Annotated in this window: 16 protein-coding genes and 3 tRNA genes; 10 read left to right on the top strand and 9 right to left on the bottom strand. The window is 52.0% G+C overall.

Annotated features, from left to right (window positions below; genetic code table 11):
- Window positions 1–117: 117 nt before the first annotated feature.
- From osmY to ACOTYN_RS00245, 5 genes are all read right to left on the bottom strand, one after another.
- Window positions 118–735, bottom strand: a complete 618-nt coding sequence (gene osmY / locus ACOTYN_RS00265) for a molecular chaperone OsmY (RefSeq protein ID WP_023332031.1) — start codon at window positions 733–735, stop codon at window positions 118–120.
- Between the two features lie 299 nt (window positions 736–1034).
- A complete protein-coding gene (gene prfC / locus ACOTYN_RS00260; protein ID WP_050862270.1) occupies window positions 1035–2624 on the bottom strand; it encodes a peptide chain release factor 3 in 1590 nt (529 codons plus the stop codon).
- Between the two features lie 91 nt (window positions 2625–2715).
- Window positions 2716–3393, bottom strand: a complete 678-nt coding sequence (gene yjjG, locus ACOTYN_RS00255; RefSeq protein WP_014882448.1) for a pyrimidine 5'-nucleotidase — start codon at window positions 3391–3393, stop codon at window positions 2716–2718.
- 19 nt (window positions 3394–3412) lie between these two features.
- On the bottom strand, window positions 3413–3856 hold the full coding sequence (rimI, locus tag ACOTYN_RS00250) for a ribosomal protein S18-alanine N-acetyltransferase (RefSeq protein WP_014882447.1): 444 nt from the start codon (window positions 3854–3856) through the stop codon (window positions 3413–3415).
- Window positions 3825–4238, bottom strand: coding sequence for a DNA polymerase III subunit psi (locus ACOTYN_RS00245; RefSeq protein WP_014882446.1), 414 nt, complete (start codon window positions 4236–4238; stop codon window positions 3825–3827). The genes rimI and ACOTYN_RS00245 overlap by 32 nt, the downstream gene beginning before the upstream one ends.
- Window positions 4239–4340: 102 nt before the next feature.
- On the opposite strand from ACOTYN_RS00245, the gene rsmC reads away from it, so the two are divergent.
- The 4 genes from rsmC (at window position 4341) to ACOTYN_RS00225 (ending at window position 5861) form a co-directional block, all read left to right on the top strand.
- Window positions 4341–5369 carry a 16S rRNA (guanine(1207)-N(2))-methyltransferase RsmC gene (rsmC, locus tag ACOTYN_RS00240; protein WP_014882445.1) on the top strand — a complete coding sequence of 343 codons (1029 nt, stop codon included), beginning with the start codon at window positions 4341–4343 and terminating at the stop codon, window positions 5367–5369.
- A 172-nt stretch (window positions 5370–5541) separates the two neighbouring features.
- A tRNA-Leu gene (locus ACOTYN_RS00235) sits at window positions 5542–5628 on the top strand.
- A 28-nt stretch (window positions 5629–5656) separates the two neighbouring features.
- Window positions 5657–5742: transfer RNA gene (locus ACOTYN_RS00230), tRNA-Leu, on the top strand.
- Between the two features lie 32 nt (window positions 5743–5774).
- Window positions 5775–5861 (top strand) — tRNA-Leu (locus tag ACOTYN_RS00225).
- A 42-nt stretch (window positions 5862–5903) separates the two neighbouring features.
- Here the strand turns inward: ACOTYN_RS00225 and ACOTYN_RS00220 are convergent.
- Window positions 5904–6173: a DUF1435 domain-containing protein gene (locus ACOTYN_RS00220; RefSeq protein ID WP_032637555.1), complete on the bottom strand. Its 270-nt coding sequence runs from the start codon at window positions 6171–6173 to the stop codon at window positions 5904–5906.
- A 216-nt stretch (window positions 6174–6389) separates the two neighbouring features.
- Between ACOTYN_RS00220 and ACOTYN_RS00215 the strand changes: the two genes are divergently transcribed.
- Window positions 6390–7454 carry a GGDEF domain-containing protein gene (locus tag ACOTYN_RS00215; protein ID WP_014882443.1) on the top strand — a complete coding sequence of 355 codons (1065 nt, stop codon included), beginning with the start codon at window positions 6390–6392 and terminating at the stop codon, window positions 7452–7454.
- Window positions 7455–7548: 94 nt separating this feature from the next.
- Window positions 7549–8337, top strand: coding sequence for a siderophore-iron reductase FhuF (fhuF, locus tag ACOTYN_RS00210; protein WP_032637557.1), 789 nt, complete (start codon window positions 7549–7551; stop codon window positions 8335–8337).
- 97 nt (window positions 8338–8434) lie between these two features.
- On the opposite strand, the gene ACOTYN_RS00205 is transcribed toward fhuF, so the two are convergent.
- Window positions 8435–9781 (bottom strand): PTS sugar transporter subunit IIC, encoded by a 1347-nt coding sequence (locus ACOTYN_RS00205; RefSeq protein WP_014882441.1) that lies wholly within the window; start codon window positions 9779–9781, stop codon window positions 8435–8437.
- A gap of 328 nt (window positions 9782–10109) precedes the next feature.
- On the opposite strand from ACOTYN_RS00205, the gene ACOTYN_RS00200 reads away from it, so the two are divergent.
- A complete protein-coding gene (locus tag ACOTYN_RS00200; RefSeq protein WP_014882440.1) occupies window positions 10110–10568 on the top strand; it encodes a YbaK/EbsC family protein in 459 nt (152 codons plus the stop codon).
- Between the two features lie 36 nt (window positions 10569–10604).
- On the opposite strand, the gene bglJ is transcribed toward ACOTYN_RS00200, so the two are convergent.
- A complete protein-coding gene (gene bglJ, locus ACOTYN_RS00195) occupies window positions 10605–11240 on the bottom strand; it encodes a DNA-binding transcriptional activator BglJ (protein ID WP_014882439.1) in 636 nt (211 codons plus the stop codon).
- Window positions 11237–11974 (bottom strand): helix-turn-helix transcriptional regulator, encoded by a 738-nt coding sequence (locus ACOTYN_RS00190; protein ID WP_023331965.1) that lies wholly within the window; start codon window positions 11972–11974, stop codon window positions 11237–11239. The genes bglJ and ACOTYN_RS00190 overlap by 4 nt, the downstream gene beginning before the upstream one ends.
- A 410-nt stretch (window positions 11975–12384) precedes the next feature.
- On the opposite strand from ACOTYN_RS00190, the gene ACOTYN_RS00185 reads away from it, so the two are divergent.
- From ACOTYN_RS00185 to ACOTYN_RS00175, 3 genes are all read left to right on the top strand, one after another.
- Complete coding sequence (locus ACOTYN_RS00185) at window positions 12385–13161, top strand: threonine/serine ThrE exporter family protein (RefSeq protein WP_014882437.1); 777 nt, start codon at window positions 12385–12387, stop codon at window positions 13159–13161.
- Window positions 13152–13625, top strand: coding sequence for a threonine/serine exporter (locus ACOTYN_RS00180; protein WP_014882436.1), 474 nt, complete (start codon window positions 13152–13154; stop codon window positions 13623–13625). Before ACOTYN_RS00185 ends, ACOTYN_RS00180 begins: the two co-directional genes overlap by 10 nt.
- A gap of 67 nt (window positions 13626–13692) precedes the next feature.
- The gene (locus ACOTYN_RS00175; protein WP_023331963.1) at window positions 13693–14334 is read left to right on the top strand and encodes a TetR family transcriptional regulator; all 642 of its coding nucleotides are present in this window, start codon (window positions 13693–13695) and stop codon (window positions 14332–14334) included.
- Window positions 14335–14367: the final 33 nt, after the last annotated feature.

The raw sequence follows: 14367 nt of genomic DNA, 5'->3' as shown, positions 1-14367 counted from the left end.
TTTACCATAGTTAATGTCGGCCGCTAAACGTGAGCGCTCAGGTCACTCACCGGCGTTTTTCCAGAGTCGTTCTTATTTCGCCCGCAGGGTTGAGCCTGGCGGGCGACTGGTCCAGATTTACTTCGTTTTCAGATCGTTTTTAACGCTTTTCACACCATCAATCGCTTTCGCAATTGACTCGGCGCGTTCACTTTGCGCCTGGGAATCAACCGTACCGGAAAGCTGAACCACGCCATCGGTGGTTTCCACTTTCACCTTACGGGACGGTACGATGTCATCTGCTAACAGTTTAGCTTTGATTTCGCTGGTGGTTGCCGCATCCCCGGCATAACCTTTCACTGAAGCGTCTTTGCTGTCGCGAACGTGCAGTTTATCGCTCACGGAGGTGACACCCTCAACACCCTTCGCCACTTTGACAGCCTGTTCGGCCTGGGCCTGGCTTTCCACAAAGCCACTCAGGGTCACGACTTTCTTGTCGGTTTTAACGGAAATATCGGTGCTCTTGATCGCTTCGTCATCCACCAGTGCGGCTTTCACTTTTGCTGTGATAGAGCTGTCGTCCATGAAATTACCGACTTTATTCATAGAGCTATCGATTTTTTGCCCTGCGCTATCGGCTGTGGACTGTGCTTTATCCATGGTGCTGCTTTCCGCCAGAGCGGAACCGCTAACCAGAACGCTACCCAGTGTTACAGCCAGCAGAGTTTTAGAAATCTTCAGTCTTGTCATATTCATCGATGTATTCCTGTGTTGACCCGTTATTCGGGCTACATACTTCCTTAGTAGTTTTATATATTGCGAATAAACACACGGGCGAAATGGATAACCTAAAGCCATGCATTGAACAGTTAATTTATCCACGCCCGGTGCTAAACACTGAGTTAAATATAGATCACTCTCACAATGCCGCTTTCAGATTTGGGCAAAAAATAGGCAAAAGGCGTGAAAACGCAGTGAATTAAGAACATTCCGCAAGGGACTAATAAGACAGGAAATAAAGAAGAGCACGGCGAGTGCCGTGCCCTGAGAGGGAATTAGTGTTCGCGCGTTTTGCGGAACTGAACGTCAGGATAACGCTCCTGCGTCAGGTTCAGGTTCACCATGGTTGGGGCAATATAGGTCAGGTTATCGCCGCCATCCAGCGCCAGTTGTACTTCGTTCTTACGCTTAAATTCTTCGAATTTCTTCACGTCAGAACACTCAACCCAGCGCGCCGTCGCCACGTTCACCGATTCGTAAATCGCTTCCACGTTGTATTCGCTTTTCAGACGCGCAACGACAACGTCGAACTGCAGTACGCCGACCGCACCGACGATCAGATCGTTGTTGGCGATAGGACGGAAGACCTGCACCGCCCCCTCTTCAGAGAGCTGAACCAGACCTTTCAGCAGCTGTTTCTGCTTCAGTGGATCGCGCAGGCGAATACGACGGAACAGCTCAGGGGCGAAGTTCGGGATACCCGTGAACTTCATCATTTCACCCTGAGTGAACGTATCGCCGATCTGGATCGTACCGTGGTTGTGCAGACCGATGATGTCACCCGGATACGCTTCTTCAACGTGCGAGCGGTCACCCGCCATAAAGGTCAGCGCGTCGGAGATCACCACATCTTTACCAATACGCACCTGGCGCAGCTTCATGCCCTTTTCATACTTACCGGACACTACGCGCATAAAGGCGACGCGGTCACGGTGTTTCGGGTCCATGTTAGCCTGAATCTTGAATACGAAGCCGGTGAATTTCTCTTCTTTCGCTTCCACTTCACGGGTGTCGGTTTTGCGTGGCATCGGCTGTGGCGCCCACTCCACCAGACCGTCGAGCATATGGTCTACGCCAAAGTTACCGAGCGCGGTACCAAAGAACACCGGGGTAATTTCACCGCTCAGGAACAGTTCTTTGTCGAACTCATGCGAGGCACCTTTCACCAGCTCCAGCTCATCGCGCAGCTGCGCGGCAAGCTCTTCACCGACCGCAGCGTCCAGATCCGGGTTGTCCAGACCTTTCACCATGCGCACTTCCTGAATGGTGTGCCCTTTACCGGTTTGATACAGGTAAGTTTCGTCTTTATAGAGGTGATACACCCCTTTAAACAGCTTACCGCAGCCAATAGGCCAGGTGATTGGCGCACAGGCGATCTTCAGCTCGTTTTCCACTTCATCCATTAACTCCATCGGGTCACGGATGTCACGGTCGAGTTTGTTCATAAAGGTGAGGATCGGCGTATCGCGCAGACGGGTAACTTCCATCAGCTTACGGGTACGATCTTCTACCCCTTTCGCGGCGTCGATCACCATCAGGCAGCAGTCCACTGCCGTCAGTGTACGGTAGGTATCTTCGGAGAAGTCTTCGTGGCCCGGGGTGTCCAGCAGGTTTACCAAGCAGTCGTGATACGGGAACTGCATCACGGAGGTGGTAATCGAAATACCACGCTGCTTTTCCATCTCCATCCAGTCTGATTTCGCATGCTGGCTGGAGCCACGGCCTTTAACGGTACCCGCAGTCTGGATCGCCTGTCCGAACAGCAACACCTTCTCGGTGATGGTCGTTTTACCGGCATCCGGGTGCGAGATAATGGCAAAAGTACGGCGCTTGGCCACCTCTTGCAGATAAGGAGACAACGTCATAATTAAATCTTCTTTTATAAGCGCGGCAGCACGCCACGCGTCATGGAATACAAAATTGCGGCTATTTTACCCATCAATGGGGGGCAGGCAATCATTGTTTACACAGGAGTTGCTCCAGTTCGTTCAACGACGTGACGGTCCAGGTCGGCTCAATGCCTTCAGGCTTCACACGGCCATGCGCATTCAGCCAGACAGTCGACAGACCGGAGTTCATACCCCCCAGAATATCAGACTCTGCGGTATCCCCTACCATCAGCACGCGGTCGCGGTCAGGATTTCCGGCTTGCGCCAGGGCATAATCAAAAATTCGCGGATCCGGCTTCGGCACACCCACCTCTTCGGAGATCACCAGCGCGTCAAAATGATCGCGCAGGCCGGTGCGTTCAAGGCGGATCTGCTGCAGCGCGGTAAAGCCGTTGGTGATGATTCCAAGCTTCGCTTTACCTTTGAGAGAATCCAGCAGGGAAACCGCGCCCGGCAGTGGGGAGCAAATCTCTGCCATCGCATTGAGAAAAGCTTCGTTCAGCGAGCCCGGACTGACGTTTAAGCGTTCCGCCCACGCGTCAAAACGCTGGTGCTGGAGTTGTAACGCGGTGATGGCGCCGTTCTGATAATCCACCCACAGCGGCTTGTTCACCGCCTGATAGTCCTGAAAATCTTCAGCGGTGAAGGTCACGCTATAGTCGAGAAACATCCGCTGTAGGCCGCCGAACGCGTCAAAGGTAAACAGCGTTTCGTCGGCATCAAAGAAAATCCAGTCCCATTTCATCGTTACAACCTTATCTTTGTTATCCAATTGGCAGAGCCATAATAATGGCGTCTTCACGTCCCTCTGCGGTGGGGTAGTAGTTACGGCGGATTGTCGCCTCGTTAAAGCCTAAGCTTTCATAGAGCGCGATGGCGGCGACATTCGACGCGCGCACCTCCAGCCAGAGGGTAAAAACGTCACGGGTTTCGAGCTCACGAATGAGATGCTCAAGCAGTTCTCTTCCCAGTCCCCGGCGCTGAAACGCAGGGTCAACCGCGATGTTAAACAGCGTCGCCTCATCAAGGACGACCTGCGTTATGGCAAACGCCGCCATAGTGCCGTCAACGTCCAGCCGGTAGTTGAGGTACCGATCGCCCTGGTTGCTGGCGAACGTTTTTTCGCTCCACGGAAACGCGTGGGCGCGTGTTTCAATCGCGAACGCGGTGGTCAGGTCAGGCGTCGTGAGGGAAGAAATCGTGTTCATATTCGCAGATTTGTTGCCATAGCGCGCTGCGCGCTTTTGGGTTGGCTTTCAGTTCGTCCAGCGCTGGCGAGCAGATCTGGCTCCCCTGAAGAGAGATGTCGGTCGTCTCTCCGATGCGCCAGCTGTTACACCGACTCTCAGGAGGAAGCATTGCCACCCGTTCCGGCGTCAGCTGTAAAACCTGGTCGGAAGTCAGCTTCAGGCTGCGAAGGACATCCCCAATCAGGGGTTCATTCAGGGCAGGCAGTTCTTCCGCCACCATCACCAGCCTGACGTGCGCCGGGATGGAGATAGCGATTTCGCCCTGCAACGCCGTCGGGCGACGCAAGGCCCACTGGGTGATGCCCAGTTGCTGCAACTGCCAGTCTCGTCGGGATGTCATAGCGAAAACTCCTGTCTCTCAGGCGCGCAAATATAGCAAATGTGTCGAAAGTGCGCCATCTACCTACTATAATCCCCGCCTGAGTTTATTGAGGAACAATTCATGTCTGCATTTACCCCGGCAAGTGAAGTCTTGCTGCGTCACAGTGATGATTTCGAAGAAAGCCGTATTCTGTTTGCCGGAGATATGCAGGATGACCTGCCTGCGCGTTTCGACTGTGCTGAAAGCCGTGCCCATACCCAATACTACCACCACTGGCAGGTGCTGAGCCGTCAGATGGGCGAGCGCGCGCGCTTTAGCCTGGTGGCGGAGCAGCGCGATATTGCTGACTGCGATACGCTGATCTACTACTGGCCGAAGAACAAGCCGGAAGCCCAGTTTCAGCTGATGAACCTGCTCTCCCTGCTGCCGGTGGGTTGCGACATTTTCGTTGTCGGTGAGAACCGCAGCGGCGTGCGCAGTGCTGAACAGATGCTGGAAGGCTATGCGCCACTGAATAAAGTCGACAGCGCGCGTCGCTGCGGTCTGTACCATGGTCGTCTGGAAAAACAGACAGAATTCGATGCTAACACCTACTGGGACGAGTATCAGCTTGACGGCCTGACCATCAAAACTCTGCCGGGCGTGTTCAGCCGTGATGCGCTGGATACCGGCAGCAAGCTGCTGCTTTCTACCCTGACACCACACACCAAAGGCAAAGTGCTGGACGTGGGCTGCGGCGCGGGCGTGCTTTCAACGGTGCTTGCCAGCCATTCGCCTAAAGTCCGTTTAACCCTGTGTGATGTGAGCGCCCCGGCGGTAGAAGCCAGCCGTGCAACGCTTGCGGCAAACGGCATTGAAGGCGATGTTATTGCCAGCAACGTCTTCTCTGACGTGACCGGCCGCTTTGACATGATCATCTCTAACCCGCCGTTCCACGACGGTATGGAGACCAGCCTCGAAGCGGCGCAAGCGCTGATTCGTGGTGCGACCCGTCACCTCAACAGTGGCGGTGAACTGCGTATCGTCGCGAACGCCTTCCTGGCGTATCCGAAAGTGCTGGATGAAACCTTTGGCTTCCACGAAGTGATCGCCCAGACCGGCCGCTTTAAGGTGTATCGCACCGTGATGACGCGTCAGGCCAAAAAGTAATCTCCCGTTCTGTTTGCCAGATAAGCGCACGCGCTATCCGGCAAACAGGCACCTCGCTCCCGACCATTTTTGCAGCGATCAATAAATCGTGCGCACTTTTCTGTTGACGTAAAGCTGAAAACATCTAGAATGCGCCTCCGTGGTTACGATACTTTTACAGTATCGATGGTATGCGAAGGTGGCGGAATTGGTAGACGCGCTAGCTTCAGGTGTTAGTGTCCTTACGGATGTGGGGGTTCGAGTCCCCCCCCTCGCACCATAAATCACGTTGATATTGCTCGCACTGGGCGAAGGTGGCGGAATTGGTAGACGCGCTAGCTTCAGGTGTTAGTGTCCTTAGGATGTGGGGGTTCGAGTCCCCCCCCTCGCACCAACGAGGCGATATCAAACCAGTAAGATAACTGTGCGAAGGTGGCGGAATTGGTAGACGCGCTAGCTTCAGGTGTTAGTGTCCTTACGGATGTGGGGGTTCGAGTCCCCCCCCTCGCACCAATTATCTTGCATCCCTTCTGTTGTACCTCTTATTTTTCCCTGTTATTTCAAACTCATCAGTATTACCAGAATTCCACCGATCAGTGCCATACCGGATGGCAGTAAAACAAAGTGACGTAGTTGCTTATGCCAGATCATGCATGAAGTCACCAGCAATCCCGACACAAGAATGGTCTTCCAGACATCAATGGAGAGATCGGCGAACATCAAACCGCCAAGCACGACGCCCGGCAGCAGTACCCCCCATGCACTTCCCAGCACCCTGTTCAACATGCATCGCCCTTTCATAACGATAATGATAAACAATATCATATGATAAAGATTATCATTTGTCAGCGCAGACAATCAAAAAAGTTCGACCTTTACCGCTATGTAGAATGACAGGAATAGCCTAAGGTGATAAATTGCTCACCTGTTAACTACACATAAAGTTTTTCTTATAATTACTCTTTGAGTTTTTTGCATATTTTATTGCGAAACAACGCCTATTTATCTGTTTTAATTAAATTTTAATAAAAACGCACGACTATGACATCACAATCCTGGCGGTCTTTGGTTCAACGAAAATATCAATTATCGTTACGTTTATTTTTATTTCTGAATGCAACCTCAGCGGTGTTCTCGGTAACAAATCCGCTCTATTCCGTGCGCGTGTTTTCCGCCCCGCTGATTGCTATTTTTTCCATCAGCACCGGCCTGTTCGTCTGGCACTGGAAAAAGTGTGCGCGAAAGATAAATATTCCTTTTGTTTCAGGGATCTTCGGTATTTTGTGGGCATGGCAAATTGATTCGAAATTTTCGCTAATTACCCATAACCAGGCGACGTATTTGTTAATCGCCCTATTAACGGTGCTTTTTATCGGAACGCTGGCATTCGCCAGTAATATCAAAGCATTTACTCTGCATTCACTCCCCGCGTTTATTGTCTGTCTGTGGTTAAGCGATCCAGAGATGTGGCTGAGAATGACCTATTCTTTCGCACTTCCTGTGGTGGCCATCGCTATTCATAACATTTTGCAAAGACGCAACGATCGCTTTGCGCAGGAACTGCTTTCCCGGCTGCTGGAAGAACGGGAGACCCTTACCGATCTCAGTATGATGGATCCGCTTACCGGCCTCTATAATCGGCGCGGCCTGCAGAGCCGCCTAGAGAACCTGCCAGCGGTGGAAAACGGTGAACACTTTGTTCTGCTGATGGATATCGACCACTTCAAAGCCTATAACGACCACTACGGCCATATGATGGGTGACCAGGCTCTGAAACGTGTTTCTGCAGCAATCCGCGACGCCGTGCGTTCGCGTGACATTGTGGCGCGTTTCGGCGGGGAAGAGTTTATGGTGCTGCTGACGAATATTTCACTTGAACACGCCCGTCATACGGCAGAGCGGATCCGGCAGAAAGTCTACGATTTGAAAATCCCGCATCTCTTCAACGAAAGCGTCGCCACCAATGTCACCATCAGCATCGGTATTGCCATTTTTGAAAATGAAGATGTCGAAGGCGCGCTGGAGAGAGCAGACAGAGCGCTCTATGAAGCAAAGCATCTGGGACGTAACAACATTCTTCTGAGCGAAGAGCTGCAAACCGCGTAGACGGGTCGGCGTTGAATCAGGACAAAAGTCTTGCCATTGGTATAAGCAATAGTTAGGATTGGCAATCATTATCATTTAGATTCCTATCTCAACTATGGCTACGCATACCGCACACATTGTTGAACCCCTTCTCTGGCGAGCGCCCCTCACCAACGGGAATGCGTCGCTTGCGGATGCCATACGGGATAAGATTGCGGAAACACGCGCTCACCTGCTGGACTTTATCCGGCTTGATGAAGCGCCCCCGCACCACGCCATGACCCTCGCGGAGTGGCGACAACCCTCTACGCTGCAGTCGCTGCTTGCCACCTATTCCGACCATATCTATCGCAATCAGCCAGCCCTGACGCGAGAAAATAAGCCTTTGCTTTCCCTGTGGGCACAATGGTATATCGGGCTGATGGTGCCTCCGCTCATGCTGGCGGTATTAACCCAGAAAAGTATGCTGGCGCTCTCCCCGGAACATTTCCATGTCGAGTTCCACGAAACCGGTCGAGCGGCCTGTTTCTGGATCGATCTGCACGAAGACCTGAACGCGGCGCCACTCACTGCCCAGGAACGTCTGGAGCAACTTGTCATTCAGGCCTTGATTCCGGTGGTGGATGCGCTTGAAGCGACGGGGGAGATCAACGGAAAGCTTATCTGGAGTAATACCGGATATTTAATCCACTGGTATTTAACGGAAATGAAACCGCTGCTTGGTGATGAGAACGTTGATGCACTGCGTCAGTCCTGTTTCTTTGCAAAACAGCTTTCAGACGGCCGCGATAACCCGCTCTTTCGTACCGTTGTACTCCGTGACGGACTCCTGGTGCGCCGCACCTGCTGCCAGCGCTATCGCCTGCCGGACGTTAAGCAGTGCGGGGATTGTACGCTGAAGTAATTGGGTGCGGCCTGATGCCCTCACCCTGCCCCTCTCCCACGGGGAGAGGGAACAAACATTAAAAACGGCAACCTGAAAGTTGCCGTTTTGCTTTTACCTAGGCCACCTGCTGATTATCCTCTTCCGCATTACGCTGCGCTTCTTCAGCTTCCTGCTCCAGCAGTTGTTTCTCGTAAACTTTAAAGAACGGGTAGTAGATGATGGCCGATACGCAGGCCAGAACGACAACCAGAATAGCTGCACGGAAATCCCAGCCCAGGGCCCATGCTGCGCCTATCGGCGCCGGTGCTGTCCAGGGTACGACGGAAATGACGCGGCCAATCAAATCAAAGGTCATCGCGGCCCAGGCCAGGACGGCGTTAACCATGGGGGCCAGCAGGAACGGTATAAAGAACACCGGATTCATCACAATCGGCGTGCCGAAGATAACGGGTTCGTTGATGTTAAAGAAGCTGGGCACCACGCTCAAACGCCCGATAGAACGTAAATGCGCCGAGCGGCTACGCAGATAGCAAATCACCAGCCCCATCGTCGCGCCCGACCCACCGATCACGATGAAGAACGTCCAGAAGGCTTCCATAAAAATATGTGGCAAAGGCTGACCGGCGGCCAGCGCGGTCTGGTTAGCCCCAAGGTTTGTCAGCCAGAACATCTGCAGCATCCCGGAGACAATGGCCGCGCCGTGGATCCCGGCGAACCACAGCAAATGCCCAATCAGTACCGCCAGCAGAATCGCAGGCAGTGAGTCTGCCGCGGAAACCAGGGGTTTAAAGATCGACATAATCGCCTGCGGGATCAGCATGTCAAACTGAGACTGAATCACCAGGCTCAGCGGATAGAGCGTTAACACCACCACCAGCACCGGGATCAGCAGGTCAAAGGAGTTTTTGATCATCGGCGGTACCTGGTCTGGCAGGCGAATACCGATGTTATGCGCCTTGAGGAAACGCATCATCTCAACGCAGTAAATCGCGACCAGAATGGCGGTGAAAATACCGGTTCCACCGAGGCTATCGACAGGAAGTGTACCTTTGGTTTTCGGTGCCGCGACCAGCAAAAATGCCATGAGCGAGAGCATGGCACACATAAACGGATCGAGCTGGTGCGTTTTGACATAGTGTTTGCCCAGGTTATAGGCAATGGCCGCACAGATATAAATGGACATAATCCCCATCGTCATATCAAACGGCGTGAGGATCTGGCCTTCAAATTGTTTCGCCATATCCAGCCAGGCGCGTGCGAAACCCCAGGTGGTATCAGGCGAAAACGGCGGGTAAGCGAACACTAATAAAAATGAACCCACAATCATAAACGGCATCGCGGAGATGAAGCCATCACGGATAGCCATCACATGACGTTGAGAAGAGATGCGCCCGGCAATCGGGCTAACGTAATTTTCAACGAAACGGAATATCAGATTAAACGCAGCATGGTTGGCAGACATGGCAGCTCTCCTGTCAGACGTTTATAACGGACGCGCTCGCGCCGCACGTTGTTCCATAACTCAGCTTCACAACCTTGCTGGCTTGTGTACCCGCGGTACTGCTCAGACGAAATGGTTTCATAATTGGCTCTTATTATTGGATACAGGGGACGTTACATACTCAGTATTAATCTACGCATCACGCTCTGCAACCGGTTACTGTAACCGGTTTCTGTGATTGTGAAGGGGATCCAGAAATCAGCCATCCGGGATATTTGTTACTTAAGAGATATTTACAGAGCATAAATTCTTATGACAGATTACGCAGGTTATTTGTCAGGAGGAAATAATGAGTTTGCAGTCCGTACAGCAGTTTTTTGCCGACAACGCGCCGGAGATAGAAGTTATAGAACTTAGCCAGAGTACGGCTACCGTTGCGCTGGCTGCTGCCGCCCATCGTGTGGAACCGGGACAAATCGCCAAAACCTTATCTTTGAAGATTAAAAATGAGGTGATACTGGTCGTTGCGAAGGGTGATGCGCGTCTGGATAACAAAAAACTGAAAGACACCTTTGGCGCAAAAGCGCGCATGCTCAGCAGTGATGAAGTGGTCACCGTGACGGGCCATCCCGTTGGCGGCGTCTGCCCGTTCGGGCTGGAAAACCCGCTCGCGGTTTACTGTGATATCTCTCTAAAACAGTACGCGGAAGTGCTTCCTGCCGCTGGCGCAATCCATAGTGCTGTGCGTATTTCTCCGGACAGAATGGCAGAGCTGACATCCGCAAAGTGGGTCGATGTGTGCATCTGATTGATGCGCCAGAAGATCTCTGGCGCAAAAGGCAGGTTACAAAAATGTCGGTTTGTTTAACCCCACACTACGCGTTTCTCTTACCGGCAAATGCGTAAGAATATCCGCGGCATCGAGCAACCCAACGTCAGAATTCACCCCCAGCTTCACCATCGCATTAAACTTATGTGCGCGGATAGTCTTGATATTGCGCTTAAGCTGCGCCGCGATTTCTGGGATGGAATAGCCGCACGACATATAACGCAATATTGCCCTCTCCGTCGGGCTTAACATCCGGTTCTGGCTGCAGTACCAGTGATTAAGCATATTGTCGTTTATGCGCAGCGTTTCGCTCAATAGCACCATGAATTCTTTCCGCAGGTGTTCAAGCGTCACTGATTTACTGACCACACCGTGAAGGCGAGAAGGGGAAAGATGGCTAATCAGCCGCGCCTCCATCTCATCAGATACCAGTATAATGCGCTGAATATGGCTATGCGTAAACGCGAGATCCCTCAGGTGTGCCAGGCAGTTGCGACGTGCTTCTCGCGCATCGGAAAGGGAATAGATCAGCGAGAAAAAATTAACGTGATAAAGCGCCTTCTTAAAGCCATCGAAATCATTGAACAGGTGCAGCTGATATTGACTGAGTTCGGACTGCGCAAAAAGATGCTGCAGCCCAATGGCACTCATCGTGCAATTTTCGATGATGGCGATATGTCGTGTTGAATCGGTTTTTTCCATTCCTCGAACTCTCCATAGGCTGACATGAGATTCAGCTCTCTCATTCCCTGTGTACTGTTGATCCAGGCGTACATATCGGCATTACTCCGTAATGACAGCCTTCGCATCGCACTGTTTTTCTGCGCACTGATCGTTTTATTGCTCTTCTTAAGCAACGTAGCGATTTGGTTAATCCCCCACCCTTTACCTAACAGACGAAGTACCTTGCGCTCAGAATTTGTAAGCGCAATGACGTGTTCGTCTTCCTCTTCGCCTTCCTGAGATTCGGGAGTTAATAACGTCTGGCTAATCCGCTCTGCGCGTTCACTTCCTGCCCGGATAGCGTTCACGACACCTTCGATAGGTTCCATATCAGAAAGCAACGTGGTTTCCGGGCGCATAAGCAGCTCAACGGCAATAGGATAAAATGGCCGGGAAACCAAAAAGATCCAGTGGATATCCCTGTACTGATTCAATAAGCGGTAATACTCTTCGAGCGCACCCCGCGGGTTCCTGTATTCGCCTGAAACATCGGCAATAATAACATCTGCGCGGCGTAACTGAAGCAGGGTCAACTCCTGCAGTGAGCGGCAATAGGTCAATTCAAAATCGGGAAAATGACGTGTCACCACATCCCCTAACCCATTTTGCATTACGGGTATCCGGCTAATGACAACGCCATGCTTACCGTGCAATGACAACATAGACCCTCCGTGTCCATTTTCATTTGATAAGTAACGTTAAAACGCATCAAGTTATACGTATTTTCGTCCCTGAGTGTAAAACTGATTAATACAAGCAGAAGATGAGAAATGTTTTAAGTTTAAGAAATGCCTAAAACTGCACTAATATCTCACAAAGCGACAATAAATTTAATTCGACAATCATTAAAATATCGACAATATAAAATTAGAATAACTAAATACAAATATTCTATATTTCCAAACCAATAATTCACCGAATTGATAAATTGATCCAAACGTCTTTCGTCAGCCAGGCTGCAACTGTTTGCATAAACCTTGATCTGACCCACAGCAACTGCCACTGCATTTTGTGCTAAAAGTAGGCACTACGGGCCACGCGGCTACTCTTCACCTTCTCTTCAGGACACGACATGCAGGCAGAACGGTCAACGCAGCGTGCTATCACGCGGCTCTGTATTCAGTGCGGTCTTTTTCTGCTCCAGCACGGCGCGGAAAGCGCGCTGGTTGAGGAACTTTCAACCCGGCTGGGGCTGGCGCTGGGGATGGACAGCGTGGAAAGCGCCATCTCTTCCAACGCCATTGTGCTGACCACGATCAAGGACGGTCAGTGCCTGACCTCCACCCGTAAAAACCAGGACCGTGGCATTAACATGCACGTTGTGACCGAAGTGCAGCATATCGTCATCCTTGCGGAGCATAAGCTTCTCGATCTCAAAGAGATTGAAAAACGGTTCAACCAAATCAAACCGTTACGTTATCCGCGCTGGCTTGTCGTGCTGATGGTCGGGCTCTCATGCGCCTGTTTTTGTAAGCTCAATAAAGGCGGCTGGGATGGCGCACTGGTCACCTTTTTCGCCAGCAGTATCGCCATGTATGTACGCCAGTTGCTGACCCATCGGCAGTTGCACCCGCAAATTAACTTCTGCATTACCGCGTTTGTCGCCACTACCGTTTCAGGCCTGCTGCTGCGCCTGCCGCAGCTCGCCAACACTCCGACGATTGCCATGGCGGCCAGCGTGCTTTTGCTGGTGCCGGGCTTTCCGTTAATCAACGCCGTCGCCGATATGTTTAAAGGGCACATTAATACCGGTCTGGCACGCTGGGCCATCGCCAGCCTGCTGACGCTGGCAACCTGTATCGGCGTGGTCATGGCTATGACTCTCTGGGGGTTACGCGGATGGGCGTGATAGATTTTCTGCTGGCACTGGCACAGGATATGATCCTGGCCGCCATTCCTGCCGTCGGCTTTGCGATGGTCTTTAACGTTCCGCAACGTGCTCTGCCGTGGTGTGCGCTGTTGGGGGCGATTGGTCACGGCTCGCGAATGGCCATGATGGCGGCGGGTTTTAATATCGAATGGTCGACATTTATGGCCTCTATGCTGGTCGGTAGCATCGGCATTCAATGGTCGCGCTGGTATCTGGCGCATCCTAAAGTCTTCACCGTCGCCGCCGTGATCCCAATGTTTCCTGGCATATCGGCGTATACGGCAATGATTTCGGCGGTGAAAATCAGCCATTTTGGCTACACCGAGCCGCAGATGATCCTTCTTCTGAGCAACTTTCTTAAAGCGTCGTCCATTGTCGGTGCGCTCTCTATCGGGCTGTCGATCCCCGGATTGTGGCTGTACCGCAAACGCCCGCGCGTTTGATATTTGTGTTATTTCGCTGCCGTGGAGATAATCTTTCTGGTCCGTTTGGTGAAAATAAGGAAAGGATGTGGCTAACCCTGGCAGCGAACACCCCGAGCACAACGAAGAGTCCAGCCTGAAAGAGAAAATTTTTCAGAGCGCTATTGCGCTGTTTGCCGAATACGGACTGAACGGCGCCCGCATGGAGCAGATCGCGGAGAAAGCGGGCACCACCAAACGCATGGTGGTTTACCATTTTAAGAATAAAGAAAATCTTTATCTGCTGGTGCTGGAACACGTTTACACCGAAATTCGCGCCAGCGAAAAAGCGCTTAGCCTGGCGGATATGCCCCCCGTCGAAGCGCTGGTCCACCTGGTTGAAACCACCTTTGACTATCATGCTGACCATCCGGATTACATCCGTATCATCTGCATGGAAAACATGCAGCGTGGCCGCTTTATGCAGCAGTCGAATTATCTGCGCCAGGTTAACCGCAGCGCGCTCGACCTGCTGGAAGAGATCCTGCGTCGCGGCAAAGAGAAACTGCTGTTCAGCCAGACGGTTGACGCCCGCGATCTCCACCGCCTGATAAGCAGCTTCAGCTTTCACTACGTCGCCAACAGCTACACCTTCACTCTGCTGTTTGAAGAGGGTGCCGACGAGCGGGCTCAGCGCCAGCACTACCGTAAAATGGCCGTTCAGGTGGCGCTGCGATATACCTGCCCATAAAATTGCTTGCAATTAAATCGCACACTATCTATA

This window comes from Enterobacter cloacae complex sp. IR5458 (genome assembly GCF_049238025.1).
Lineage (GTDB): Bacteria > Pseudomonadota > Gammaproteobacteria > Enterobacterales > Enterobacteriaceae > Enterobacter > Enterobacter kobei.
The sequence above is the reverse complement of the archived record's forward strand: the minus strand, read 5'-3'. Positions and strand labels throughout refer to the sequence as shown.

Coding starts and splice junctions, on each gene's coding strand:
- osmY (WP_023332031.1), bottom strand. CDS start 735: ATGAATATGACAAGACTGAAGATTTCTAAAACTCTGCTGGCTGTAACA.
- prfC (WP_050862270.1), bottom strand. CDS start 2,624: ATGACGTTGTCTCCTTATCTGCAAGAGGTGGCCAAGCGCCGTACTTTT.
- yjjG (WP_014882448.1), bottom strand. CDS start 3,393: ATGAAATGGGACTGGATTTTCTTTGATGCCGACGAAACGCTGTTTACC.
- rimI (WP_014882447.1), bottom strand. CDS start 3,856: ATGAACACGATTTCTTCCCTCACGACGCCTGACCTGACCACCGCGTTC.
- ACOTYN_RS00245 (WP_014882446.1), bottom strand. CDS start 4,238: ATGACATCCCGACGAGACTGGCAGTTGCAGCAACTGGGCATCACCCAG.
- rsmC (WP_014882445.1), top strand. CDS start 4,341: ATGTCTGCATTTACCCCGGCAAGTGAAGTCTTGCTGCGTCACAGTGAT.
- ACOTYN_RS00220 (WP_032637555.1), bottom strand. CDS start 6,173: ATGATATTGTTTATCATTATCGTTATGAAAGGGCGATGCATGTTGAAC.
- ACOTYN_RS00215 (WP_014882443.1), top strand. CDS start 6,390: ATGACATCACAATCCTGGCGGTCTTTGGTTCAACGAAAATATCAATTA.
- fhuF (WP_032637557.1), top strand. CDS start 7,549: ATGGCTACGCATACCGCACACATTGTTGAACCCCTTCTCTGGCGAGCG.
- ACOTYN_RS00205 (WP_014882441.1), bottom strand. CDS start 9,781: ATGTCTGCCAACCATGCTGCGTTTAATCTGATATTCCGTTTCGTTGAA.
- ACOTYN_RS00200 (WP_014882440.1), top strand. CDS start 10,110: ATGAGTTTGCAGTCCGTACAGCAGTTTTTTGCCGACAACGCGCCGGAG.
- bglJ (WP_014882439.1), bottom strand. CDS start 11,240: ATGAGTGCCATTGGGCTGCAGCATCTTTTTGCGCAGTCCGAACTCAGT.
- ACOTYN_RS00190 (WP_023331965.1), bottom strand. CDS start 11,974: ATGTTGTCATTGCACGGTAAGCATGGCGTTGTCATTAGCCGGATACCC.
- ACOTYN_RS00185 (WP_014882437.1), top strand. CDS start 12,385: ATGCAGGCAGAACGGTCAACGCAGCGTGCTATCACGCGGCTCTGTATT.
- ACOTYN_RS00180 (WP_014882436.1), top strand. CDS start 13,152: ATGGGCGTGATAGATTTTCTGCTGGCACTGGCACAGGATATGATCCTG.